The sequence below is a fragment of the Leuconostoc citreum genome (assembly GCF_004354555.1).
GTDB lineage: Bacteria > Bacillota > Bacilli > Lactobacillales > Lactobacillaceae > Leuconostoc > Leuconostoc citreum.
This window is the reverse complement of record NZ_PUFH01000009.1, coordinates 14,148-39,343: the sequence shown is the minus strand read 5'-3', so window position 1 is coordinate 39,343 and position 25,196 is coordinate 14,148. Positions and strand designations below refer to the sequence as shown.

The following is a 25,196-nucleotide window of genomic DNA, read 5'->3' as shown; positions in this document are numbered from 1 at the left end:
AGATATTATGGCTACTAAAAGTAGTGTTTACACACCACTTAAAAATAAATCAAACTCAAATCCACTAATTTTGTTAGTAAATTTGAGTTTGATTTTTATTTTGTAGTGTTTAAAGTTGAAGAATCAATTCATTTTTATGTTGTCTATCTAAGTACTGATGATTTATTTTTTTCTCTTTGCGTCAATTAAAAATTGCTTTGTAATCGTGATATTTTCAGGGAATTTTGTGCTGGCTAACAGCCATGTTGTGCCACGCTGAACCATCAACGAGAGGCCTAATGTGACTAATATTGACAGAGAACTATATTGCCAGAGACTGCTAAATGAATATTTAGCCGCAATAGTTAGTAGCCAAAGTAGGAGTGTCAAATAGGTTCCTTGTCGAACAATCACACCCTCAGTGTTGAGAAAGATTCTACTTGAAAAAGCTCTTAGAATACCTGATATGACAACTGTTAGCAAGGATAGCGTAACGAACAGATAGAAATTTGAATTAATATCTAGATTGTGGATTTTTGTAAATTGCGATAAACCAACCACGATTAAAATAATATACAATTTTATTTTGAAATTAATGACATGGATGGTTAGTTGCCTTTTGACGATAAAGACTAATATGATAAGCGCAATTAAAATATTGGAAATTGTCAAGTGATCGATGTTCATGAATTGATTACCCCTAAATTTTATGGAAAAAGTAAGTTAAAGCGCTAATAATACTAGCTATTATCATCAAAAACCCAGTTATCTTATATTCCTTATTGTGTTTTTCTTTGGCTATGCTTAAAAAAGAAACACCGCTGCAAAAAAACATGAAAGTGATTGCTAAATTCATTATATGCTCCAATATATAGTGTTTACTACTATCATCTTTTGTTCAAAGGATGCTTTGTTGGTGCGGTAGCAATAATCGCGTAGGTCGACATCCACGGACCACTCCACCAGCCAATGATACCGTAAGTTTTTTGTTCTTGAATCATGAAGCCATTCGATTGTAGTATAGATAGATATTCTTTTTTCTTATGTCCTGTGTCAACAATCACCAGTGTGCCGGCAGATTTTAAAACACGTGTCGCTTCATTCAGAGCTGCTTTACGTGCTGTCGCTGGCTTAATGTTGTGCAAAGCTAAGCTAGTAACGACAAAGTCGTATTGATTATTTTTAAATGGTAGGTCTAACATGTTTGCGGTTTGCACACTTGCCACTTTATCCAAATGATATGATTTAATTATATTTTGAGTGTTTTCAATACTATTATTTGATTGGTCTTGATTACGCCATAGGTCAATTCCCGTGGCATGACCGTTTTCTGATAAACGTGATGCAAATTTTAGTAATACAAGCCCATGACCAGTGCCTAAATCAAGGACTTTGCTATCATTAGGGATAGTCAGGGTAGATAAAATATTATCCCAAATGATGTGTTTCCCGCGCATTGAAGTATGTATGAAAATCAGGCCACCCAGAACCATAATGATGCCATATAAAAGCGTCCATAAGTAGCCACTATAATTGTTGCGAAAAATAACAGCACAGCTAGTAGCAACTAAGCCAGCAATAATATACAAAAGTGGTACGATTGGTGCGTCTAATCCTTGTTTTTTTAATGTGTTCATCTTATTTCATCTCCAATAATGCTTTTAACGTGAGTCCCGCACGTGATATGTACGCACTCTATGAGTGCTTTTTAGTGAAAAGATGCCAAAAAAAGTCTTATTTGTTGACTATTTTTTAGTATAACGATGTTTTTGGATCCTTTACTAGCAGATAACATTTTATATATGCTAGGCCTTCTTTTTTCAGGAAAGGTCAAAATCCATTTTAAAAAATCGAAGTCAATTTTTTCGGGGCAGTTATCGTGCATATCTGGGCGAGATTTGCCCTTATATTTTATGAAACGTTTGAATACATTTAATAGACATACAAACCTATTTCGGTCTAAAAAGATAATTGTATCAGCGGCAGCGATTCTTAATGTCATTGTCGCACCATAATTGCCGTCAATGACCCAATTATCCTGACTAATCACATTGTTAATGACTTTTTGTTGATATGGTTTACTAGTCATTTGCCAATTATCTCGCCAAAAAAGCTTATCTAGATGGTAAACAGGTACGTTGATTTTATTGCTGAGCGCTCGTGCTAGGGTTGATTTTCCAGAACCACCACAGCCGATAATTATGATTTTCTTGCTAGCCAACATGATGCTCCTATTCATGCTTTGATTTGTAATCACTCAAAAACAACGATGACTTGGTGTTATTTATCTGTGACAATCACAGTGTCGTTATCACCAATGTAAATAGCTGTTTTTTTACCCGTCTTGCTATCGACAAGATTGACACCGTGACCATTACGATCAAAGCTAAATGTACCAGTATGTTGGTAAAAAGTTTTACCCTGATAGTCTTTGATGATAATCTCTCGTTGTTGATTATTATTATATTCCAGTTGATATGATTTTTGTGATTTGATATAGCTTGACGAGTGCGTATAATTATAATACTTTGAAGAAGCACCGAGTAATGCAACTACTACAATACCGATTAAGCCTATCACTCCGAAGATGTTCCCCAGCTTGGCTTTATGACTGACAAAATAAATACCAATACCAATAATAATAATAATGATAGGAACAGCAAACATAGCAAGCCATAAAACCCAAGATATTGGTGTTGGCTGAATATGAAACATAGTCAATTCTCCTTAGCCTTTTTATGTGATTGCCCAGCACATAATTTGTGTTTTAATTGCGTATAATATTTTTGGCTATTAGCAGAATTATAATTGTAAGTCATCAATGCGTCTGACTAGATTAACCTTAATTAGAAAAATAAGTCTATTTTTATTGGTTCACGTGTTTACTAATCCGAATTATAATAAATTCAACAAGCACCATTATAGTAAAAAATATGCACCAAATAGCTAAGTTTAACAGTCGTAGTTTTGTATTCATAATGGCACCAGAGCCATCGACGTGTCGAAACCATAAGAAAATACTTACAACTAAAAATAAGACACTACTAAGGATGTTGAAAATAAACCATTTTTTATGTTTCATGATATGATAAATCCTTTCTGAAATGATGTAATGGATTGAATTTTTACTGTATTTGACGAATTGAGGAGACTAAACTGTCCCATAACGTGCATAAGAGCATATTATAAAAATGGCCAAGTCATGGATAAAATAAGTAAGCCAGACGTAATACCACTTATAGTCGTGATATAGCAGTGATTATTACGGAAAAAGTCTAGTACAGAAAAAATAATACATTCAAAAGCAATAAGTGTTAATCCAATTTGTGTTAGTAAGGCTATTCCAGTGAATAAACGCGCTATTGTGAGTATAAAAAGTATTATAAGAGAAGCAGTAATAAGCCGTAATATTGTTTTTTGCATATAAGTACCCTTCATTTCGTTTTGAAAATTTACGAAAACCAGTATTTTTAAATTAATGTTTGACTCTCTCGTATAGCTATATTGAAGATGACAGGTTTCGGCAGTATTATGACAAAAAAGCAGGGAAAGGTGCTACGACGGTATTGCAAAGGATCATAGTTCAGTACGCAAAAAAGGTTCAATGAATAAAAAAAGATAAACGATGAACAATTATACGTGATTTTTAGCCACTTATCTTTTGATAAGTGGCGTTTATATGGGCCGTAACCAGCTGCTGCTCAGAGGAAATATGACTATCATTTGTTGCCATCGTGCATCGTTTTAAGAACAGCGAATATTGCTTGCTTATAATCATCCGACAAGTCTTGTCCTTCGTAAGACAAAATCAATTGTTTATCTGCCAGATCAACACGTGTTGCATTTGGATGAGTTGGCAATGCCTCTTGTGACAAATTTCTAACTGGACTATCAGTTTTGCCCTGTAAATAGTCAGTTGTTGTATTCAAAGCTTCAGCTAGTAAACTAAGCATACCAAGCGAAGGGGTATTTCGATTTGTTTCATAATTAGCAATCGCCATACGCGAAGCGCTGATTATATTAGCTAGTTCGCTTTGCGTCAATTGTTTTTGCTTTCGTAATAGCTTAATACGGTCAGCAGTTTTAGACATGTGATAATTACCTTTTGAGTTCGTTGTTTGACAAAATAAATAATAAATTTAAGTTAAGAAAGAAAAATGATTTGTGTATTTAGTAATCAAATGATATTATATTAATAATAATTGTTTATTTAATAAACGTTGATATGTGACGTGTTTAGAATATACACATTAATCATACCAAACACAAAAAGTTATTGAAAGGGAAAAAGCACAACAATACGATTAACCGCTGACAGATACAAAAAAGCTTGTTTGGTAGTCACGGTATATACTTTTTATTGTTGTGCGTTAGAGTAAAAATGGCCATAAAAGACACACAAAAATTCAGATTGACGATTGTTGAAGTGCAAGCCATCAATGATTTTTTTAATCAACCAATATTCAACATTGATTATGAACAGGCAACTTTTAGTATTGGTAATTACCACATGTTTAGACAAAATTTAGCCCGTTATTTAAAGCAAGCTAACCAAGGGGATGTTTCGAAAAGTTAGTGTTATAATAAAATTAATTAAAAATTTAGTAGGAGCAATAATACAATCGTATGACAAAGTATGGTATTTTCGAAAAGCGCAGTATAAGAGATGTAATTTGGAATATTGGCAATATCACTGCTGGTAAAAATCGTGCTTATTATTTTTATGCTCAACGTGAGCCGGAAAAACAGGTGGCTTTGTCGAAAAAAGAAGTATTAATGTTGTTAGATAAGAACGAACAATTAAAGGAACTGGTTTTGTCAAAAACAATTAATATGTCAACACATGGAAAATTTTATATTGATTTGACAAACATGGATAGTATTAAAAAAATTGTGACATACTTAAACGAAAACAACTAGTATGCTATTTTTTTTACGATTTATTCAGATCATTGGTCAGTAGATATTGCATTGTGGTGTTACATTGATTATGTCAAAAGGTTGGAACGGTTAGTTGTTAATATTATTGATTAAGAACAAAAGAACTGTGGATTAAACGCCTTAATCCACAGTTCTTTTTATTGCTATTGTCTAGCATACCAATCATTTTGAAAAATAGCGTAATGATCAATATCAACCCATTGACCATTATAAAATACTTCATCTTTTGAGCTTCCTTCTTTGTTGAAGCCAGCTCTCGTGTATGCTTTGATGGCACCAATGTTAAAGGGATAGACAGATAATTTGATTTTATGCATATTCAAATTATTAAAGCCATAGTCTAAAATTAAATCAAGTGTTTCAGAGCCGTAGCCTTGTGAGCGATCTTCTTTTCTCGGAAAGCCGATACCTAGTTCACACGAGTGATTTCGAATACTAATATCTAATAAATCGACAAAACCAATCAATCGATTATCGTCAATTTTTCTGACAGTGAATTCAACACGTTCATAACTATCAGCGGCCTCACGAAATAATTTTTCCCAATTTTCAGGCGTATAAGGATGAATCATATCGTTACACAAGGGATTAATGAAATCATCATCCCACTGCCATTCAGCTAGTTTTTTAGCATCATCTTCGTGATAATGTGACAATTTAACGTTTTTACCTATAAACATTTTTTTCTCTTTTCTTTAATGTGCCATATAATGATTTACAGAAATTAAAGAAAAATATAGATTAAGTCAACTCTATTGCAGTCATACGCAACCCTCTAGAACATCTTTTAATGTGGATAAGCATTTGCACATTTGATATTTAACCATGATATTTTTAATCATGTGAATAATTGATAAGCGATGATACCATGGCAGCAAAGAATAAGAAATACAAAATCATAGCGGCAATTGTAATAACGAACTGCACTAGCCCAGCACGGTTCCATGTGGCTTGTACGGCCTTAAAAGTCGCCACATCCTTGTAATCATTCTTTTGCCAAGCCCACTCATTACCCTTAAAGCCGCATACGAAAATCCAAACAAAATTAAAAACGGGAATTAAGCATAGTAAAGGCAAATAGGTTTTGTTGCCAATACCCCAAAAAATGTTATACATGAAAGCGCCCCAGTTCCAGCCTTTCACTTCAGCAGGTACGTTTGTGCCATTTTCATCCATGTTTTCTCTCCTTAAAGTTTTTCTCGTGATAGGGATGCGCGTGATTACACACGTCGCTGTTGTAATTCACTACGATGACCTAATAATATTTTTTTAATTTCTTTAGCGAAGTATGTTCTAGGAATTGCCCTTAGCTTATAAAAGTAAGATATGCCTCGCAGGCGAGCCACCATTAAGCCAGGTAGGTAAGAACTGGTGCGATCTTTGTCAAAAATAATTCCTGGGTAAACCGAAAAAGAACGCTTAGGAAGTAGTTGTGCCATATCTTTCTCAACGGCACGTTTTGCTTTGAGATAGGGTCTCATAAAGAAGGGACCGGTGTTAGCTGAAACAAACAAAAATTTTGTTTTTGGCGATTGCACGACAACATCGATCAATTTTTTTGCCGGTTCGTAACTACTATTTTGGTAATTTTGTTTTTTGATAGGGTTAGGCAATAGAATACCAATTGCGTCAATCACCCAATCAGCATCCATGATAACAGCTTGTAGCTGATCAGGCTGATTAAAGTCAACGGCATGGTAGGTCGTTGACTCGCCATTCTTTGGTTGACGGCCATGGCGTGACAGACTGTGAACATCAAATAATTGTGGTGGTAGTTGTTTAATGATGCCTTGTCCCACAAAGCCAGTACCACCAGCTATAACGATTTTTTGTTTGGTTGTGGTCATATCAGTTACCTCCTTAACAATGTTGCCTTGTCCAAGTGATCAGTTTAAAATACGTGGCCGTCGAATGTTAGAATAGAGTAATAGGATGAATAGAAAAGTAAAAAGGAGAATCATGATGAAACAATTATCTGTCCCAGTGAAAGCTGTATTGTTTACAGTAGCTATTTTAATTTTAGGGTCTTTATCGTCATTTAGCGTCGAGTGGATTAGGGGTGTGTCAATTGCTAAAGTCTATGGCGAATTTAACTTACCACCACTTGCACCACCACGCTGGCTATTTGGCCCTGCCTGGGGTATTTTATATATTCTACTTGGCATTTATTGTGCCAAGCTTAGCAGTGTGACAACCAATAGGCAGGTCATATATTATGCCATGTATGGTCAATTGACTTTGAATATACTTTGGACGGTGGTGTTCTTCTCTTTTGCCAATTTATGGTTAGCCTCAATCATGATTGTTGTGATGGATAGTTTAGTTGTTTGGTTATTAGTGTTAGATCAACGCCGCGTAAAATATTTACTAATCCCATATCTTGCTTGGCTATTGTTTGCATCGTATCTATCAATTGCTGTTCTGATTTTAAACTAATGGTCAGTAGTTTAACTTAAAGCAACTTTTTTCCATTTTCTAATTTTGGTGCGAAAAGTTTTGAACGGTGCGACAGTATTGATGTGTAGCCATTTCCATACTGGCCATTGTGCCTTGGTATATGCCCAGTCACGTTGGTTAGCTTCAAAGAGTACCTCATCGGGTAACCGTGTAATCATGTCACAAATTTCCGAGACACGCTGATTCAATAAAACGATTTTGTCCTCAAGTGTCATATCTGCATATGTCTGGTAAAACGATTGGTATAAATCACCGAGATGTCCCCAGTTATAACCTGGTGCGGGCACCTCGGCTTTTTTTCCTGATAGTTCATCACTCTCCCAGCGCAATATGGCGGTCAGCCAACCTAACTGGTATGCTAAGTTTTCGCTAGGTGTGCGGTCAACCTCGTCGATGCGCTTATCTTGCAGGGCATTAGGAATGGTTTCAAATTCATTGATGTATTTAGCATAATTACTTTGAATGGCATTTAGAAGCGCTGTTTTATTATCATATGTCTGCACGGAAAAATCCTTTCTTAAAATAAAACAAATATGCTTGCAAGGTTTTATGAGATTATACTTATATTATAGCAGATATTACCTACATTAAGATGTTCTTATTTTATACGCTTAATCTTCTCTTGAAAAACGAAACGTATCGTTTTATAATTAGTGGCAGAAGGAGGTCACAATGAATAATTTGAACACAAATATGACACACGCAGGTCGACCACGAGATGAAGCAGCCAAATCAGCAATTATGACAGCAACAATGACACTATTAAAAGATTTTAAATTTGCTAATTTAACAATAGAACGGATTGCAAAAGAAGCGGGTGTGGGTAAGGCAACAATTTATCGTTGGTGGGGTAGCAAGGAAAACTTACTACTTGAAACCTTCCTTGATACAGCTGATGATCATGTGGTTTTCAATCAGGAAGCACCATTACTAGATGATTTTAAGCAAGTCATCGTGGAATTGACTGTTGTTTTAGATAGCGCGCTGGGCCGTGCACTAATCACTGCGATTCTAGAAGATCGCGACTTATTAGACCAGTTTCACCAACGTTTCTTTGAGCCAAGACGACAGCAGGCAAGTCAATTATTAAGACGGGGCATTGATGATGGGCTGATTAAGGCAGATATTAATATCGATGTGGTCTTAGATATGCTATTCGGTGATGTTTATATGAATGTGTTCTTCTATGGTAAAGCGTTAGACACAGCATCGATTGACGTGATACTCACGTCATTTATGAAAGGTATTATGATCTAGTATTAGGTGAAGAGGTAAAAAATGGCAGATGAAGCAACAGTAGTTACGATTTCACAAGGGCAATTATTAGGAACAAAAGAAGGGCAAACAAGCGCTTTTTATGATGTACCATATGGCAGTAATCAAGGGCGTTTCAAGCATGTCGGGACACCTATATCTTGGACTGGTGTGCGAGATGCTAGGCAACCTGGTGTGATATTCAAGCAAGGGCCAAATCGTTTAGCCTCTGTTATGGGTTCTAAGCCAGGGGAAAAGAATCAAAGTGAGGATGCTTTTCGCTTAAACGTTTGGACACCGGATGTCAGAGGAAAAAAGCCTGTGCTTTTCTGGATTCATGGTGGTGGATTTCTGACAGGTGGCGGGGCATTATCATGGTATGATGCACGTCATTTAGCTGAGAATGGGGATGTTGTCGTTGTCACCGTTAATTATCGACTAGGCGTTTTTGGAAACTTACGATTACCTGGCATCTCTGATGGTAATTTAGCTTTGAATGACTTGATCACAGCCCTAAAATGGGTAAAACGTCATATTAGTGCCTTTGGTGGTGACCCAGAACAAGTAACAGTGGCAGGTCAATCAGCCGGAGCCTGGTACAGCTTAGCTTTACTAGCTTCTGACGAGAGTTATCAACTCTTTAATCGCCTTGGATTAATGAGTTTTCCTGGTAGTGTTGAAGCCTTATCGGAAGAAAATGCGCAACTGCTCGCATCCCTACTGTTGTCACATTTTAATTTATCTAGCAAACAAGCTTCAAAACTATTAGATGTGGCCGATGATGAATTAATTGCCGCACAGGGAGCGGTAACGTTAGCCATGCAAAAGCGGACGCACGATTATGTTCCTACTGGATTTATTCCAATGATTGACGGCAAACTGTTAAAGGGTGATATTATTTCTGAAGCTGTGCGACATGCGCAAGGTCATGTGGCAATCTTTGGCGGAACGACAACGCACGAGACGACCTCATTTTTTCATCAAACACCACAAAGTAAAAAAGCCGATTATTTAGATTTTATTGCAACGAGTACAACAACGATATTTACTGAACCAACATCCAGACTGTTTAAGGCAATGGCAGATAGGCATAATGATGTTTTCCAATATGTAATGGCCTATCCGGCAGCTGACCCAAACATTTTGGCTTGTCATTGTATCGAATTGCCGTTTATATTTGATAATTTTGAAATGTGGGACAATGCGCCGATGTTAGCTGGCATGGATCAGTTATCAGCTCAGCAATTAGCACACCAAATGCAAAGTTATTTCTATCAGTTTATTAAGTATGGCAATCCAAATATTGCACCGAACTTGACATGGCCAAAACTGACGTCAAATGATTCTGAGACGATGGTGTTTAATAAAACCAGTTCAATTCAAAGAATAGTTGAATAACTGTTAACTAAAAAAAGGTGTCCTTACGTCAAGGAGACCTTTTTTTAATCGACTTTTGGAAAACGCAGTTTTAAATGGTTAAAGATATAAATAATCGCGGGTCGAACAATAAAAAAGAATAAGGGAATAGCGACAAAAAAGGTTTTGGCCCAATTATCTATATAACCAGGTAAAAACAGCGGATATAGCTGACGATGTGTTTCCGTAAGAATTGCCATCATAATCGAGACGTTACCAGTAATAACCAGCAAAGGCACAGTGATATGACGCGGAATTTTGTTTGAAATAGCTTTTGGGAAGTAGTGGTGCAGGCGTATGACCAGTGGTAAGGTCACATAAGTCCTTAAGCAATAGATGAAAATAACTGCCAGAGGATAAATTTTGATGACATTTAATAAAATTGGCCAAGAGAAACCATAGCGAATGACGGTATTATAAGTCAACATAAACATGACCATGGTGCTTACCAAAGCCAAAGCTAACGTTGTCGGATGGTGCACTAATGTGCGTAAGGTGGGTTTGTAATTTTTCATAATAGTAACTACTTTCAGATATGTATAAATTGTGAAATTATGTGCATAAGAAAACATAAACTATGCTAATTAAAATAGTTCAATAGAACAATCATATCAGAATGAACTTAGAATATAAAGAAAAATGCTTATTAATTATTAGTGTGTTTTAAAAAGAAGATATGCATTAAAAAACACCTCACGAATTATCGCGAAGTGTTTTTTTGATTTTAATGTTTATCTTTATCGACTTCTTCAAAATCGCCATCAAATGTTTGATCATGACTGTCGTGATGGGGTTGTTTAGGTGGTTGAATAAATGTTGCGCGGATCCAGAAAGCTAAGCCGATGAGTAGCAAGACACCAACCACTGCGAAAAAGTTTTTAATAACAAAACTGATTAAGAGAATAAAAACAATTGCTAAAATCAATCTTGGTAGAATACCAAATGTGTTAGCAAAAAGAGAAGCGAAGAAATAAACGACAAATAAAACAATAAGTAGCGGTACGAATAACATGAAAAACATAAGTGAGCCTCCAGTATATAAGTTATAAATTTAATTGACGAGTGATTTAGCTTTAGCCGTATTTGCAAAATGTAGTTTAGCAAAGTGATTTAAATCTTGACCTTGACGTATTAATTTTGCCGCAACTAAATCCACAGCTTTTCCTGCTCCAATAGGGAGCGTCATGCCAGCTTCGTGACTTAAAGCTACCATAGTATCTAATTCTACCACACGAGCGAGTATAGAAGCAGCTGCAACACTTAAATGGTACTGTTCGCCCTTGGTTGTAAAATAAACATTTTGTCTAATGACTGGGCTTTGTTGTGCTTTTGATAAATAGTTGAAATAAGTGGTTGCTTGGGCGAATTGGTCTATTAAAATGGCATCAGGTGTTATTGGCGCAATTTTTTCTAAGACTTTATGCAAAGCAAAATTATGTGAGATGGCCTTGAGTTGATTAACATTATTGTGAGGCTGTAGGGCATTGTATTTTTCTGGTAATAAATTGACCACATGGTGAGGGAGGCGTTGAATAATTTCAGGGGCTATGTCCCGCATTTTGGCATCAGTCAGAGTTTTTGAATCAGCTATGCCCAGCGCTTTTACCCAATCAAGGTCATTTTTAGATACGAAAACAGCCGCTGTTGTCAGTGGGCCAAAGTAGGCTCCCGCACCGACCTCATCAGACCCAATAACAGACCAATTAGCAAAATCAGTTGGGATAGTCGCACCTGGCGTTACGTGACTAGCATTCATTTTTTGAGTCGGCTGGTTTGCATTGTCTTGCCAACGAGCAGCTTCTACTTTAAAACCGCTCCCTTGAAATAGGACTTTACCAGATTTGTAAGCTGTTACTGTTGCTTGTGATAATTTAGCTGCAAACACTGCACCTTTTGGTGCTTTGGAAACAGCGTAAGGAGCGTAATAGGCCGCCATTTTTTTAAGTTGTGGTATAGAAACTTGAAGAACGATTTGCATAATATAAGTATATCAGTTTTTGTTGAGAAAAATATGGTGTATAATTGGTAGGACATCATAAGGGATAATACAATGGCAACTCAAAAAGAGAAACGACAATATAAAGCAAATTTGGCTGGTAAAAACTACATCATTTCAGGGCAGGCAAGCTTACCACACTTTAAAGCAGTAGAAACTTTGTTGAATAAGGAGTGGCAACAAATTAAAGTTGTTGCCCCTAAAATTTCAACGATGGATCAAGCCATGTTATTGACTTTTAATGCATTATCAGATCAATTATATAAGCAAGCTGAAGTAGACAACTTAAAAAAACAAGTTGTTGAGCTAGAAAAAATGTTAGCAGCGCGTGAACAACCAACGAAACCGGCAACAAGACGTGAATCAAAAAGTGCGATTGGCTCAATTATTGACCACGCGAAGCAAGATAGCCAGGCACGATCAACTAATAAACTTTTTAAACAAGGAACCTCAATATGATTTTACTTGGCGCTGCCATCATTTTTATTTTAATATGGTTTATATCCGGCTATCGACATGGTTTTGTCAATGGTTTATTAAGAATTGCGCTCTGGTTTGTTGTTTGGTATATAGCAATTAAATTTGCCAAGCCAGTTGGTTCAGTAGTAACTAATTTCGTGAACGGGCAATTTGTAAGAACGAGTGTACCACAAGATGTGGTTAGTCACGGGACACAATTTTTGGGCTCAGGACTAGTGTTTATTGTATTACTTATGGTTGGTGGTGCAATCAGTCACTATGTGTTACGTTCCTTAAAAATTATTCGACATATTCCGCTATTAGGGTGGGTTGATGGCGTACTTGGTGGTATCCTCTACGGCTTTATTGGTGCAGTGATTGCTTTTTTCACACTCCAATTATTGTCGGTTGTCCCAAATACATGGATTCAAGACCAGTTCTTGAACACACCCCAGTTAAATCAGATCCTCGACAATGTCCCTTTTTTCGCTGAACAAATTTATCATTGGTGGCTATAATTTTATGGGCACCTTATTGTGATAACTTTCGTACAGCCTATAAATAAGATAGATACTAAACAAATATGAATAATAAAGTTTTACAAACATTAGAATACGATAAAATTAAATTACAACTCAATGATTTTTTATCAACGCCAACAGGTTTGCAAGAAGCTAATGAACTACAGCCTGTCAGTGATGTTGATCTGATTAATCACTGGTTAGCAGAAACAGCCGATGCTGTTTTGATTGATCGCTTAAAGGGTGGTATACCACTATCTAAATTGAGTGACATTACCCCACACTTAAAGCGATTGAATATTGAAGCAAGTTTGAGTGCCACTGAACTATCTGAAATGAGTCTCGTGTTACGTAACACAACTACGATTGCCAGTTTTTTTGAGCAAATGCAGGACGAGGCGATAGGCGAATCATTACGTGTGCTACCTGAACAAGCCAAGAATTTAGTGACATTGCCTGATATCACACGTCAAATTCAGATTGCCATTGATTCCTCAGGCCGCCTTAATGATGAGGCATCCTACGAATTGAAGCATGTGCGTGACCGTATCAACGGAACAGAGCAGGCAGTTAAAAATCGAATGCAAGCATACACGCGAGGCAAGACGGCACAATATTTAAGTGATCCAATTGTGACCATACGCTCTGATCGCTATGTCTTGCCTGTTAAGGCTGAGTATCGTAGTCAATTTGGCGGTGTGGTCCATGATCAGAGTCAGACGGGACAAACGTTGTATGTTGAGCCACAAGCAGTTGTGACGCTTAACAACAAATTAAGTGAACTACGTGTCCAAGAGCAAGCCGAAGAACAACGTGTGCTACAAGAACTATCAGCGACCTTAGCGCCACACACAGAAGAAATCGCCAATAATGTGATGATTCTGGGGCATTTTGATTTTGTAAATGCCAAGGCACGACTAGCAGCTCGGTTGGATGCTATGCAGCCGATGGTTAATACAGAAAATAAAGTTGACTTGCAACAAGCTTGGCATCCGCTACTAGACAAAGATTTGGCTGTTGCCAATGATATTGCACTTGGCGATGGTTATAAGGCTATTATTATCACGGGTCCCAATACAGGTGGTAAAACAATAACTATCAAGACGCTAGGCATATTACAGTTGATGGCGCAATCTGGTTTGTTTATTACGACAAAACGCCCATCAACTGTTGGTGTGTTTCATGAAATTTTTGCAGATATTGGTGATGAACAATCAATTGAGCAAAGCTTATCAACCTTTAGTTCACATATGGCTAATATCGTCTCGATGATTGATCGTATTGACGATAAAACGCTTGTTATTTTTGATGAATTAGGCGCCGGTACGGATCCTGCTGAAGGGGCTGCACTGGCAATTGCTATTTTAGATAAAGTTGCTAGCTTGGGTGCCTTTGTGATTGCAACCACACATTATCCGGAATTGAAGCTATATGGTTATAACCGACCGGAAACGCTTAATGCATCAATGGTTTTTGATGTCAGTACGTTAAAGCCGACCTATCAATTTTTGATGGGGGTACCAGGTCAATCGAATGCTTTGGCAATTGCTAAGCGCTTAGGTTTTGGCGACGATGTGATTGGTGCAGCAACAGCTTTGACTAGCGATGCCGATCAAGATCTTAATCAAATGATTGCTGATTTGGTTGCGCAACGTGACGCGGTTAAGCAACATGATGTAGCACTTTCTGAACAATTAAAAGCAACGGAAAAACAATCAGAAGCATTATCAGAACAGCAACGGCAGTTGGAAAAAGAGCGCGCCAAGATTGTATTAGATGCCAAAAATGAGGCGAATCATATTGTTGCAGCAACTAAAAAACAAGCTGAACAAATGATCTCAGAAATTCGTAAAGCACGACTAAATGCAGGTCAAAGTGCGGGTGAGCTTAGTGAGCAAGACTTACAGGCTAAAAAACGTCAGCTGGATGGCTTGCGCCAAAATAGTAGTCTGGAAAAGAATAAGATACTTCAAAAAGCCAAGCGAGCTAAACAGCTAGTAGCTGGTGATGAGATTACTGTGCAATCCTATGGCCAGCAGGGAACGTTAATTAAACAGCACAGTAACGGACAATGGGAAGTTGAGATGGGTATTTTAAAAATGCTTGTTGACGAAGATGACATTGTTAAAACAGAAGCAACTGCCAAAGCCCAACAATCTAAAGCCAAACAAAAACAACAGAAAATTGTTAAAACCAAGACGGCTTCTGGTTCAGCACGTGCGACAGCGAAGTCTCGTTTGGATTTACGTGGCGTCCGATATGAAGCAGCGTTGGCAGAATTGGATCGCTATTTAGATACTGCAGTGCTTGCTAATCTTGGTACTGTGGAGATTATCCATGGTAAAGGGACAGGTGCCTTAAGACAAGGTGTCACCGAGTTTTTAAGATCTGATCGTCGTGTTAAGGCCTACCACTTTGCTAACGCTAACGCAGGTGGGGATGGGGCAACAATTGCTGAATTATCATAAAGTTTTGTTGTTTGTTTAAAAAGAAGTCATTGCATTAGTTGCATAGCTTCTTTTTTTATCAGGCTATATACTGTAAAAATTGCTACAGCTTTTATTGTGGTAAAATGAGTATTAACGACATGCCGTCACACTGTCAACGCATCATTGTGTTTGGCTAGAAAGGGAATTTGTTCAGTATGCCAGAGTTACCAGAAGTTGAAACGGTTCGCCGTGGTCTAAAAAAATTAATTATTGGTGGACATATCGTTCAGGTGAAATTACCGTATCCAAAAGTCATTAGCGGTGATTCAAATGCTTTTATTACTGGCGTTATGAATGCCTCTTTTACAGCAATTGATCGCCGAGGAAAGTATTTATTATTACGTTTGTCCAATGGCCATACCATTGTTTCTCATTTGCGCATGGAAGGGCAGTACTCTGTTGAACCGCGTGAAGCAACACCACATAAACACACGGAAATTATTTTTGAACTATCGGATAATCGTGCCGTTTTCTATAACGATACACGTCGTTTTGGACGAATGGTTTTAGCGACAACAGGACATGAAAAAATTGACGTGCCCTCGTTGGCAAAACTGGGTCCAGAACCCACTGCTGATGATTTATCCTTAGATTATATGGTGACTGCGTTTGCCAAATCAAAGAAGCCAGTCAAAAGCTTCTTATTGGATCAAAATCAAATTGCTGGCATTGGTAATATCTATGCTGACGAAGTGCTTTGGCAGAGTAAAATTCATCCTGAAACGCCAACCAATAGTTTGTCACGAACAGTGTTAGCCGTTTTAAGACAAAATATTATTGACGAAATGGCACGAGCCATTAAGCATCATGGAACAACCGTGCATAGTTTTAGCAATGTTTTTGGCGAAGTCGGTCAGTTCCAAAATGAATTACAAGCCTATGGACGTGTGGGGCAACCGTGCTTACGTTGTGGCACTTCCATGTCAAAGATTAAGGTTGGACAACGTGGTACGACATTTTGTCCGTTTTGCCAGCTTAAACCAAATTCAGTTATTTAGGAGAAAGAATGAATTCAATAGAACCAATTAGCATTCGTAATGTTAAGCGTGAAGCACGTGCGTTATATCATGGTCGTTTAGGCACAGCTATTAAAATCAACATCGTACCAATTGTTTTAACGATTTTGACAACAGTTAGTACACTCTTATCTCTGTATATTGTATTCCGACAATTCGCAACGATAAGTGATGTTAGTGTTTCTAGTGATGATCGTATTAGCCAAATGTATGAGACGATTCAAGATATTTTGAGTCAAGCAGTGCAGCTTGTATTGACGTGGAGTGTGTGTTGGACACTAATTGACTGGTATGAGCAACCCAAAACAAAACCAACCCTAAAAACCGCTTTTCAAGCTTTTACGCATGGTAATATTTGGCACACATTGTTGTTAGCTATTGTCCAAAGTGTCTTGATGTTTTTGTGGACATTATTATTGATTGTACCAGGAGTGGTTAAGTATTTTGCTTATTCACAGACTTATTTCATTTATAAAATAGATATTGAACATGGGACACGTCAACGTCAGTTAACTGATTACATCACGATTAGTCGTCGACTAATGGCTGGTCGTAAATGGGAGTTATTTTTGTTGGAATTGAGCTTTATTGGTTGGCATATTTTAGGTTTTGTAACAGCAGGACTAGCTTACATTTATGTCATTCCCTATCTTAATGCCACACGTGTTGCTTATTCGCGTCATCTTTTGACGCTCAAATTAGCAGAAAGGCAGGCGGCCTAATGGTTATTATTGGTTTAACGGGTAGCATTGCTACTGGAAAATCGACAGTCAGTACCATGCTACGAGATGCAGGGATGCCAATTGTTGACGCCGACGTCGTGGCACGTGAAGTTGTTGAGCCTGGCACGCATACACTAGAAGCCATTAAACTCGCTTTTGGTCCCGGTGTCATTGAAAACGGTGTGTTAAACCGTAGTCAATTAGGGAATATTGTTTTTGATAATCAAAGTGAATTACAACGATTGAATGCAATTATGCAACCAGCGATTCGTTCAGTGATGGCAGATAAAATAAACTTTTGGCGCACACAACACGTACCTGTTTTAATCCTTGACATCCCGCTCTTGTTCGAACGAGAATATGATAAAAATTATCATGTGGATAAAATCATTGTTGTCAGCGCTGACCCTGAGGTACAATTAGCGCGCTTAAAATCTCGTGACAGTTTAGATGAGCGACAAGCCAAAAACCGTATGCGTACACAGATGCCAATTGCAGAGAAAGTAGCTCGTGCTGACTACGTGATTAATAATAACGGGGATAAATCACAGCTGAAAGCACAAGTAGACAATCTCATAGAAAAATTAAAGGACATTGCACCAGAATATGACACAAAGTAGTGAGACAATTGAATTTCACGCCACTTCAGGTGTTTTCATTCGAAGTGATCATCTTATTACACCAGACGACCTAGAACGTGTGTTTACTTTATATTTGCCTTTTATTGGCTCGACAAGTTATGCCTTGTATCATTTGTTAGTCAATGAGTTACCTTATACAGCCAATCAGTTACATCGACAAGATCATAATTTTTTGATAGATAGTTTGAATATTAGTTTACCTAATTTTGTTAAATTTCGTCGCCGTCTTGAGGCTGCAGGACTCATTAAAACTTTTTATGAACACGATGCTGTAGGTGAAGTTTACGGCTATCGGTTGATGATGCCATTAATGGCAGATCGCTTTTTCAAAGAGCCCTTACTCGCTGGCCTTTTATATAAATTTGTTGGTGAAGAACGCTATTTAACACTACAAATGCGTTACGATGTTCAGGGGCAAAAGGAACTATTAGGCAAGGATATTTCTGCGCGGTTCTTACAAGTTTTTCAGAATCAAAGTGATGAGAGTGTACCAACCACACCATTAGCGTATCAAGAGGCAAAGGTTACTGCAGAAGCAACTGACTTTAGTTTCAATGATATGGCAGAGATGGTACATGGTACAACGAAAGATGAAATCGAGAAACACCATAATTTTCTAGTTGCCATGCATTTAAACTATGGTGTGGATGAAGTGACATTAGCAAATATCATCAGTCAGAGTGTCAGTCTTGATAAACATGAAATAAGTGAAAAAGATGTACAACGCTTATTACGAGCGCAAGTAGCGCGACCACAATCTGTGATGGTACCGGCTACTAATCAAGTAACTGACGAAAAAAATAGGATGCCAGAGATTAAAAATTCAGAAGCTAAGGCTTTGATTGAAATTGCAAATACAACGAGCGCCCAAGACTTTTTAGCCTATGTTAAAACGACGCTAAAAAATGGCTTAGTGTTAAAAAATGAACGTGATTTGGTGGATTATTTAGTGGCACAAAGTGTTCTGCCAATGGCAGTTATCAATATTTTGGTCCATTATGTGTTGATTGGTCTGCAGAATGATAGTCTAAAAGGCGCTTTGGTCACAACAATTGCTGATTCATGGACGCAAAATCGTGTTGATTCTCCTGAAAAAGCATTAGTTCAAATTCAGCAACATCAACAAGCTAATTTATCCAGACAGGAAAAACGTTTTAGTCGCTCTAAAAAAGTTGAAAAAACAGCGCCTAAATTTTTACAACAACAGGCAAAAACAGTAGCACCGGAATCGTCAGCAAACATGGGCACCGATGCAGCTGCCGCTGCGTTAGCTAAACTAAAGAATATAAAGACGAGAAACTAATATGCAAAATTTATCAGACATTCTCAAACAATTTCAACAAAAATATCCTAAAATTGAAGAAACTAAACTAGCCGAAATTGTACAAAGTATTGCTGAGGACTCAGATATACGTCAATTTTGGTCTGCACATCAAAAAGAACTGAAAGCAGATGCTTTTCAACTCAAAATGATGGACTTACATGAATTTATTCAACAAAAAAAACGTATTCAATCTGGGGAAAAGTCTTTATATCCTGGTTATTATCCACAACTAGAGATTGAAAAAGGCTACCCACATGTTCGTTACGTTGCCGATGAAAAAAAGCAGCAACAGTTGATGCAGGCTGATAAGCTCATTACTTATAAAATGCCTAAGGCGATTAAAAATGCTGATCTACAGACCATCGCCGTAGAATCTGGTCGTGCAGAGGCAGTGACAGAAATTGTAGAGACGTTAACACAACTAATCGCTAAACCAGACCAGTATACACAAGGGTTGTACTTGTATGGTGATTTTGGTGTCGGTAAAACATATTTGATGGGGGCGCTAGCCAATGCTTTAGCGGCCAATAATATTGGCGTAATGATGTTGCATTTCCCGTCATTTGCTGCTGATTTGAAAGATGCTATTGGGCGATCTAATGACTTGAAATCACGCATGATGGCACAAGCAAAAAGCATACCCGTATTAATATTAGATGATTTAGGTGCTGAAAATTTAAGTATGTGGATACGTGACGATATTCTAGGGGTTATTTTAGAATATCGCATGCAAAACGAGTTGACGACATTTATAACTTCAAATTTTGATATGACGGAATTAACGTCTTATTTGGCTGAAACACGAGATGACCGTGACAAAGGTAAGGCTGCGAGATTGATGCAACGCGTGAAATTTCTGACGCGACAAATCACTGTATCCGGTAAGAATAGACGGTTAGATAATTGAAAAATATGAGGCACACAATAAAATATGGCTTGTTATTGGTTGTCGTGCTCTTTGTCTGGCTTTTTTTACGACACGATGCTTTTTTATATCAGAATCCAGTTGGCCAAGTGACACAAGTACAGGCATCGGTGACACAAAAAACCACCGATGAACATGGCAATGCTGACGTCATGATAACACAAAGATTAACTGTCAAGTTATTGAATCGGGAAAAAAGGATTATTGTCATTCACAATGACTATGCAAAATCACAAGTGATGACACAAAAATATCGTGTTGGAGACCAATTATTATTAGAAAAGGTTGCTGCCAATACACATATTTTATCGCTGAAACGTGATGCTTGGGTCGGTGCATTAATGACATTCTTTTTGGCGCTGTTATTAATGTATAGTAAGTGGCGTGCGACGAGTTGGCTATTATTGAGTATGTTGATTAATATTGCTTTATTTGGCGTCGCTTTGTTGGTAGATATTCATAACAAAGATACGAATGTTTTATTGATTTTTAGTATTTTGAGTATACTTTTCGCGGCAGTCAGTTTGATTCTGGTTCTGGGTCGAACACTACAGATGGCATTAACTTTAGCAGCCACCTTAATCACTACGTTCTTGACAATTATTTTATTAATTATTGTTTTGGATGTAACTCACAATGTTGGTGTCCATTTTGAGACCATGTCATATGTTACACAAGTACCGGCCACTTTATTCATGGCACAAACGGTCATTGGTGTTTTGGGCGCTGTTATGGATGAGGCTTCTGATATTGTGGCGATGCAATTTGGGATGCGACGTGAAAATAGCATACGTGAGTTTGGTGATTATTGGCATGCCGGTGTGTCTGTTGGCCGCGAAATTATGGGTACATTAATGAATGTGTTATTTATGATATTTATAGCTGAGACCTTGCCAATGGTCTTTTTGATGTTACGTAATGGCAATAACTGGGCCTACATCATGGATCAAGTGATGAATCTTGGTATTTTGCAAACTGTCATTTCAGCCATCGGAATTGTTTTGGCGGTACCTGTAACCAGTGTTATTGTTGGTCTCGCACTGACAAGAAAGGCAGGTAGGCAATGAATACAATCGGTGTATTAATTATTATTTTATTTGTATTGATGCTGTTAGTTGGTCATATGCAAGGACTAAAAGTGTTCATTGGTCTGCTGCTGAATTTTGCAGCTATTTTTGTTCTGATTGTTTTAATTAATTGGCAATTTAATGTTTATATTATTACAGGTATCATGAGTCTAATCATTTTGGCTGTCGCCATTTATTTAGGTGCTGAAAATAGTGAGGTCACAAACAATGCCTTTAAAACAAGTGTTATTGTTGTTGCTATTTTAATGATAATTGCCGTTATTATGCAATATTTTGGCCAATTTCAGGGCTTTACAACCGAAAATTCTGAAGAACTAGAAGGACTGTCGCTAACTGTTGGTATTCATTTTGGTGATGTGGCGATTGCCGTGATGTTGTTATCTGTTCTTGGTGCAGTTGCTGAAGCAGCGATGGCTATTGTAGCCGATTTAAATGAAGTGTTGGAGCGGACACCAGAAATGACCAGTAGCAGTCTATATGGCCATGCAAAAATCATTGGTGGACAAATTCTAGGGACAGCAATTAATACACTGTTTTTTGGTGTATTGGGCAGTAATTTACCGTTAATTATTTGGTTTGTACGCTTAAAATATCCGATTGCTATGTTTATTAATGCTAAGCTGTTGGCAACTGAAGTTGTGACAATGTTACTGGGGATGCTAGGCATTCTGTTGAGTATTTGGGTTGCGAGTTGGTTAGTGGTACGTGATAATGTGAGACAGCAAAAAGTGGGGATAAGGCATGAAAGAGACATTTAATCTCATTGAAGAAATAACGCGTTTAGATGGTTCAATATATTATGAACTTGGCAATATACCACACAATGGGCGTGCTGAATATGCAGCTGAGCACGGCTACATCAAGTCAGTACGCATTTTAAAAATTAATATTCCAAGATCTTCTTATGTAGAACAATTAGAAAATTACATTAATGCTAACTATCAACTACTGCCATTGGAGTATGACGGTTGGGAAGAGTGGCAACGTACACCTGAGATGGCGGAAGCCATGACACAAATTTTATTAGAAAATAAGTTAGGCTGACCATGTTTAGCCAAAATACCGATACAAGTATTTTTAAGAGGAAAATGTTATGCAATCTGTTTTTTATCAACCAGAAGCGGTTGTGCTGGTTTCCAAACATCTATTGAATGGTAGTGGCAGTTTACGCTGGATTTATAGAGAGTTAGCCCCAACGCAGTCACAAGATACGGGCTGGCTGCTATTTGCTGATAATGATAATGAGCAATGGAACCAAGAACCAAATAACTTTATGCCAGTTGTTGTGGCAACTGCCTTAGCTATTGAACCAAGCCTGCAATATATTTTAGATTTACCTTACGGTACTGATTTAGTATTTGTGAATCGCAATCAGATTAAAGGCTGGTGGGAGCCAAAATCGCAAACACCGATTTGGTTATCTGATGGCACAATTACACCACATATAGTAATTAAGCAAGGTGAAGTGATGGCAAATGACAATAATTAACAAAGTGTTTGTAATTTAGGTGATTTTACCCTATAATTATAAACGTTGTTGTGGTTTAAAAAATGACAAGCCTTAATCATGGTAATATAGCCAAGTGGTAAGGCAACGGTCTGCAAAACCGTCATCGCCGGTTCGACTCCGGTTATTACCTTAAAAAGCGCTGCATTAGCAGCGCTTTTTTATTGTGTTAATTGTGCTAAAGTCGCTTTTGTGAAATAACCAGAAGCAAGTTGCTGTGCTAATGGTTGCATATTTTGTTGCCATAGATTGAATTGGGCAGCTGTAGTCTCAGATAGCTGCGCTGGTAACTGATTCAACTTGTCAATCACAAAACCAACTTCCTGCTCGGCAATTATTTGGCCAATGGCACTTTCGCGCCAAGCAATGAGCGGTAAGCCGGCGCGAATATAAAGGCTTGCTTTGTGAGGTGCGTTATATTTAGTATACGTTTTGTACGTTTTATCCTCAAAATCATTATCCCAAATGAGACCGAATCCATCACGAAAAGCCATGATTAACTGCTCAGGATCAAGGTTGCCTTTGTAGGTCACATTAGCGGGAAAGGTTGTGTCGCGCCATTTTTTTGGTTTAGCACCAAATAAATTGATATGTACGTTTTGTGCTTGTTGCAACCAAGGTGATTTTTGAAAAGTACCAGCAAAGTTAATCTCATGACTAAAGGATACAAAGGGGTATGATAGTCCCAAATAATCAAATAAAGGTTGTATTATGAATTGACTTGTGACACCCAATGACTGAAGTTGCACTTTCATGGCCTGAGAATGAACAATAACGATATCATAAAGATTTAATAAATCAAATTCCCAGATTGGATGTTTCATCAGTCGCAATGGTTCAATATCGTGAATGAGAATGGCACGTTTAACTTGGCGTGCTTTTAATGTTTTGGCGAACTGTACTTCAAATTTTTCACTCATATATGAAGGAAACTGGTGTAGGACAATATCGTTTGTGTTGACTTGCTGTAACCATGAATTAATAAACTGCGTACGTGTTGCATCATCGTAACGTGCATCATTATAGCGAGCTAAGGGTAACACGGTCCACCCAGATTGATCAGCAATATGCGCGTAATCGGCTTTGGCTTTGAGTGCACCTGGAGGCATCCAAGGTTCAATTGTATGGGTAATGAAATTAGACATAAGCTTATTTTACCAAAATCCGAACCATAGTTTGCAAAAAGTTTCTAAAAACGAACTAAATAAATAAAAAAATAATAATGTTCGCTTTTTAAATGATATTTTAATGAAATTATCATGGTTTTAACCATGATATGTCGCATAATAGAGTTATAAATTTGAGAGGAGATGTGTAAGCAAAATGGGCTTACACGTTATAACTTATTATGCAACGTTCAGCGCAAATTGGAATTGGTGTTATTGCAGTGGCAGTCATTGGTGGTGGTATTTATGCTGCAACGCAAGGAAATTCAAAATCAGCCGGTAAAAATAATTATACGGTTGCTTTAGTTACTGATGGTGGTGGTATCGATGACCGATCATTCAACCAATCAGCTTGGGAAGGTTTGAAAGCCTATGGTAAAGATAATAAGTTGTCGCAAGGCACGAAGGGTTATAATTACTTCCAAAGTACAGATGCGTCAGATATTAAGACAAATCTTCAAACAGCCGTTAAGGGTGGTTATAAGCTTGTGTATGGTGTTGGTTTTGCGACAGCTCCAGCTATGAATACAGTAGCTAAGGCGAACCCAAAAACAAACTTTGCAATTGTTGATGCTGTTGTGCCTGATAAGAACGTGGCATCTTTAGCCTTTAAATCAGAGCAATCATCATACTTGGCTGGTGTTGCGGCAGCAAAACAAACAAAATCAAAGACAGTTGGTTTTATTGGTGGTATTCATGGTGATATTATCGATACATTTGAAGCTGGATTTAAAGCTGGTGTCAAGGCAACAAACCCAGATATTAAAGTCGTAACTCAGTATGCTGATTCATTTACCGATGCTGCTAAGGGTAAGACTATTGCTGCTTCAATGGTTGCTGGTGGTGCTGACGTTATCTTCCAAGCAGCTGGTGGCACAGGCTCTGGTGTTTTTGCTGAAGCCAAGGCAACGAACCAAAAGTTATCAGACGATTCTGATAAAAAGGTTTGGGTCATCGGTGTTGACATGGATCAAAAGCGCGATGGTGATTATAAGGATAAAGACAATAAGCAGTCTAACTTTACTCTTGTATCAGCCGTTAAGCGTGTTGATAATGCTGTTAAGTCACTTTCTAATAAGGCAAAGGATGGCAAGTTCCCTGGTGGGCAGACCATTACTTATGGTTTGAAGGAAAACGGTGTTGGTGTAGCTAAGGATTCCGCTTCTTCAGAAGTATGGTCAGCTATCGAATCAGCGCAGAAGAAGATTATCTCAGGTGATATCAAGGTGCCTGTGCATCCATAAATGATGACATGACAAGCGCCTCAATTTGCTTGAGGCGCTTTATTGCGCCTT

At 37.7% G+C, this 25,196-nt stretch carries 32 protein-coding genes and 1 tRNA gene; 19 read left to right on the top strand and 14 right to left on the bottom strand.

What is annotated here, in order from left to right; all coding sequences use genetic code 11:
- Positions 1–162: 162 nt before the first annotated feature.
- From C5L21_RS09255 to C5L21_RS09225, 6 genes are all read right to left on the bottom strand, one after another.
- On the bottom strand, positions 163–666 hold the full coding sequence (locus C5L21_RS09255; RefSeq protein WP_024047304.1) for a hypothetical protein: 504 nt from the start codon (positions 664–666) through the stop codon (positions 163–165).
- A 200-nt stretch (positions 667–866) separates the two neighbouring features.
- On the bottom strand, positions 867–1,616 hold the full coding sequence (locus C5L21_RS09250) for a class I SAM-dependent methyltransferase (protein WP_085699861.1): 750 nt from the start codon (positions 1,614–1,616) through the stop codon (positions 867–869).
- Between the two features lie 71 nt (positions 1,617–1,687).
- A complete protein-coding gene (locus C5L21_RS09245) occupies positions 1,688–2,200 on the bottom strand; it encodes a DNA topology modulation protein (protein WP_004904315.1) in 513 nt (170 codons plus the stop codon).
- A 59-nt stretch (positions 2,201–2,259) separates the two neighbouring features.
- Positions 2,260–2,694 carry a hypothetical protein gene (locus tag C5L21_RS09240; protein WP_004900243.1) on the bottom strand — a complete coding sequence of 145 codons (435 nt, stop codon included), beginning with the start codon at positions 2,692–2,694 and terminating at the stop codon, positions 2,260–2,262.
- A gap of 151 nt (positions 2,695–2,845) precedes the next feature.
- Entirely contained in the window at positions 2,846–3,061 is a 216-nt protein-coding gene (locus C5L21_RS09235) for a DUF3923 family protein (RefSeq protein WP_004904312.1), read from the bottom strand.
- A gap of 637 nt (positions 3,062–3,698) precedes the next feature.
- On the bottom strand, positions 3,699–4,070 hold the full coding sequence (locus tag C5L21_RS09225; protein ID WP_085699865.1) for a helix-turn-helix domain-containing protein: 372 nt from the start codon (positions 4,068–4,070) through the stop codon (positions 3,699–3,701).
- 290 nt (positions 4,071–4,360) lie between these two features.
- Between C5L21_RS09225 and C5L21_RS09220 the strand changes: the two genes are divergently transcribed.
- Both C5L21_RS09220 and C5L21_RS09215 read left to right on the top strand, forming a co-directional pair.
- The gene (locus tag C5L21_RS09220) at positions 4,361–4,555 is read left to right on the top strand and encodes a hypothetical protein (RefSeq protein WP_004904307.1); all 195 of its coding nucleotides are present in this window, start codon (positions 4,361–4,363) and stop codon (positions 4,553–4,555) included.
- 50 nt (positions 4,556–4,605) lie between these two features.
- A complete protein-coding gene (locus C5L21_RS09215; protein ID WP_085699867.1) occupies positions 4,606–4,899 on the top strand; it encodes a hypothetical protein in 294 nt (97 codons plus the stop codon).
- Positions 4,900–5,063: 164 nt separating this feature from the next.
- Here C5L21_RS09215 and C5L21_RS09210 read toward each other — a convergent pair whose 3' ends face one another.
- The 3 genes from C5L21_RS09210 to C5L21_RS09200 form a co-directional block, all read right to left on the bottom strand.
- Positions 5,064–5,600 carry a GNAT family N-acetyltransferase gene (locus tag C5L21_RS09210; RefSeq protein WP_085699868.1) on the bottom strand — a complete coding sequence of 179 codons (537 nt, stop codon included), beginning with the start codon at positions 5,598–5,600 and terminating at the stop codon, positions 5,064–5,066.
- 154 nt (positions 5,601–5,754) lie between these two features.
- Positions 5,755–6,096 carry a hypothetical protein gene (locus tag C5L21_RS09205; RefSeq protein ID WP_004900229.1) on the bottom strand — a complete coding sequence of 114 codons (342 nt, stop codon included), beginning with the start codon at positions 6,094–6,096 and terminating at the stop codon, positions 5,755–5,757.
- Between the two features lie 44 nt (positions 6,097–6,140).
- Complete coding sequence (locus C5L21_RS09200; RefSeq protein ID WP_040176595.1) at positions 6,141–6,767, bottom strand: NAD(P)H-binding protein; 627 nt, start codon at positions 6,765–6,767, stop codon at positions 6,141–6,143.
- A gap of 115 nt (positions 6,768–6,882) precedes the next feature.
- Between C5L21_RS09200 and C5L21_RS09195 the strand changes: the two genes are divergently transcribed.
- On the top strand, positions 6,883–7,356 hold the full coding sequence (locus C5L21_RS09195; RefSeq protein ID WP_085699870.1) for a TspO/MBR family protein: 474 nt from the start codon (positions 6,883–6,885) through the stop codon (positions 7,354–7,356).
- A gap of 11 nt (positions 7,357–7,367) precedes the next feature.
- Here the strand turns inward: C5L21_RS09195 and C5L21_RS09190 are convergent, their stop codons facing one another.
- Positions 7,368–7,880: a ClbS/DfsB family four-helix bundle protein gene (locus tag C5L21_RS09190; protein WP_004900220.1), complete on the bottom strand. Its 513-nt coding sequence runs from the start codon at positions 7,878–7,880 to the stop codon at positions 7,368–7,370.
- Positions 7,881–8,049: 169 nt separating this feature from the next.
- Between C5L21_RS09190 and C5L21_RS09185 the strand changes: the two genes are divergently transcribed.
- Both C5L21_RS09185 and C5L21_RS09180 read left to right on the top strand, forming a co-directional pair.
- Positions 8,050–8,634, top strand: coding sequence for a TetR/AcrR family transcriptional regulator (locus C5L21_RS09185; protein ID WP_004904292.1), 585 nt, complete (start codon positions 8,050–8,052; stop codon positions 8,632–8,634).
- A 21-nt stretch (positions 8,635–8,655) separates the two neighbouring features.
- Positions 8,656–10,029 carry a carboxylesterase family protein gene (locus tag C5L21_RS09180; protein ID WP_040189873.1) on the top strand — a complete coding sequence of 458 codons (1,374 nt, stop codon included), beginning with the start codon at positions 8,656–8,658 and terminating at the stop codon, positions 10,027–10,029.
- A gap of 44 nt (positions 10,030–10,073) precedes the next feature.
- Here the strand turns inward: C5L21_RS09180 and C5L21_RS09175 are convergent, their stop codons facing one another.
- The 3 genes from C5L21_RS09175 to rnhC form a co-directional block, all read right to left on the bottom strand.
- Positions 10,074–10,562: a hypothetical protein gene (locus C5L21_RS09175; RefSeq protein WP_004900212.1), complete on the bottom strand. Its 489-nt coding sequence runs from the start codon at positions 10,560–10,562 to the stop codon at positions 10,074–10,076.
- A 209-nt stretch (positions 10,563–10,771) separates the two neighbouring features.
- Entirely contained in the window at positions 10,772–11,068 is a 297-nt protein-coding gene (locus C5L21_RS09170; protein WP_004907417.1) for an AFWIR motif membrane protein, read from the bottom strand.
- A 30-nt stretch (positions 11,069–11,098) separates the two neighbouring features.
- A complete protein-coding gene (rnhC, locus tag C5L21_RS09165; RefSeq protein ID WP_048801701.1) occupies positions 11,099–12,025 on the bottom strand; it encodes a ribonuclease HIII in 927 nt (308 codons plus the stop codon).
- 72 nt (positions 12,026–12,097) lie between these two features.
- On the opposite strand from rnhC, the gene zapA reads away from it, so the two are divergent.
- From zapA to C5L21_RS09100, 13 genes are all read left to right on the top strand, one after another.
- On the top strand, positions 12,098–12,502 hold the full coding sequence (gene zapA / locus C5L21_RS09160) for a cell division protein ZapA (protein ID WP_004900204.1): 405 nt from the start codon (positions 12,098–12,100) through the stop codon (positions 12,500–12,502).
- The gene (locus C5L21_RS09155; protein WP_004900200.1) at positions 12,499–13,020 is read left to right on the top strand and encodes a CvpA family protein; all 522 of its coding nucleotides are present in this window, start codon (positions 12,499–12,501) and stop codon (positions 13,018–13,020) included. Before zapA ends, C5L21_RS09155 begins: the two co-directional genes overlap by 4 nt.
- 65 nt (positions 13,021–13,085) lie before the next feature.
- Positions 13,086–15,491, top strand: a complete 2,406-nt coding sequence (locus C5L21_RS09150; protein ID WP_085699872.1) for an endonuclease MutS2 — start codon at positions 13,086–13,088, stop codon at positions 15,489–15,491.
- Positions 15,492–15,667: 176 nt separating this feature from the next.
- Complete coding sequence (mutM, locus tag C5L21_RS09145; protein WP_085699874.1) at positions 15,668–16,510, top strand: bifunctional DNA-formamidopyrimidine glycosylase/DNA-(apurinic or apyrimidinic site) lyase; 843 nt, start codon at positions 15,668–15,670, stop codon at positions 16,508–16,510.
- 8 nt (positions 16,511–16,518) lie between these two features.
- The gene (locus C5L21_RS09140; RefSeq protein WP_040176600.1) at positions 16,519–17,250 is read left to right on the top strand and encodes a DUF975 family protein; all 732 of its coding nucleotides are present in this window, start codon (positions 16,519–16,521) and stop codon (positions 17,248–17,250) included.
- The gene (coaE, locus tag C5L21_RS09135; RefSeq protein WP_085699876.1) at positions 17,250–17,870 is read left to right on the top strand and encodes a dephospho-CoA kinase; all 621 of its coding nucleotides are present in this window, start codon (positions 17,250–17,252) and stop codon (positions 17,868–17,870) included. Before C5L21_RS09140 ends, coaE begins: the two co-directional genes overlap by 1 nt.
- Entirely contained in the window at positions 17,857–19,194 is a 1,338-nt protein-coding gene (locus C5L21_RS09130; protein ID WP_085699878.1) for a DnaD domain protein, read from the top strand. Before coaE ends, C5L21_RS09130 begins: the two co-directional genes overlap by 14 nt.
- Before the next feature lies 1 nt (position 19,195).
- Entirely contained in the window at positions 19,196–20,122 is a 927-nt protein-coding gene (dnaI, locus tag C5L21_RS09125; protein WP_085699880.1) for a primosomal protein DnaI, read from the top strand.
- A gap of 5 nt (positions 20,123–20,127) precedes the next feature.
- Complete coding sequence (locus C5L21_RS09120; protein ID WP_133286271.1) at positions 20,128–21,207, top strand: YibE/F family protein; 1,080 nt, start codon at positions 20,128–20,130, stop codon at positions 21,205–21,207.
- Positions 21,204–21,986: a YibE/F family protein gene (locus C5L21_RS09115; RefSeq protein WP_085699884.1), complete on the top strand. Its 783-nt coding sequence runs from the start codon at positions 21,204–21,206 to the stop codon at positions 21,984–21,986. Before C5L21_RS09120 ends, C5L21_RS09115 begins: the two co-directional genes overlap by 4 nt.
- Positions 21,970–22,272: a hypothetical protein gene (locus C5L21_RS09110; RefSeq protein ID WP_004900181.1), complete on the top strand. Its 303-nt coding sequence runs from the start codon at positions 21,970–21,972 to the stop codon at positions 22,270–22,272. The genes C5L21_RS09115 and C5L21_RS09110 overlap by 17 nt, the downstream gene beginning before the upstream one ends.
- A gap of 49 nt (positions 22,273–22,321) precedes the next feature.
- Entirely contained in the window at positions 22,322–22,717 is a 396-nt protein-coding gene (locus C5L21_RS09105) for an immunity protein Imm33 domain-containing protein (RefSeq protein ID WP_040189881.1), read from the top strand.
- 80 nt (positions 22,718–22,797) lie between these two features.
- Positions 22,798–22,868 (top strand) — tRNA-Cys (locus tag C5L21_RS09100).
- 28 nt (positions 22,869–22,896) lie between these two features.
- On the opposite strand, the gene C5L21_RS09095 is transcribed toward C5L21_RS09100, so the two are convergent.
- Positions 22,897–23,880, bottom strand: coding sequence for a sugar transferase (locus C5L21_RS09095; protein ID WP_085699885.1), 984 nt, complete (start codon positions 23,878–23,880; stop codon positions 22,897–22,899).
- Between the two features lie 203 nt (positions 23,881–24,083).
- Here C5L21_RS09095 and C5L21_RS09090 point away from each other — a divergent pair, with 203 nt between their 5' ends.
- Entirely contained in the window at positions 24,084–25,145 is a 1,062-nt protein-coding gene (locus tag C5L21_RS09090; protein WP_004900172.1) for a BMP family lipoprotein, read from the top strand.
- Positions 25,146–25,196 lie beyond the last annotated feature (51 nt).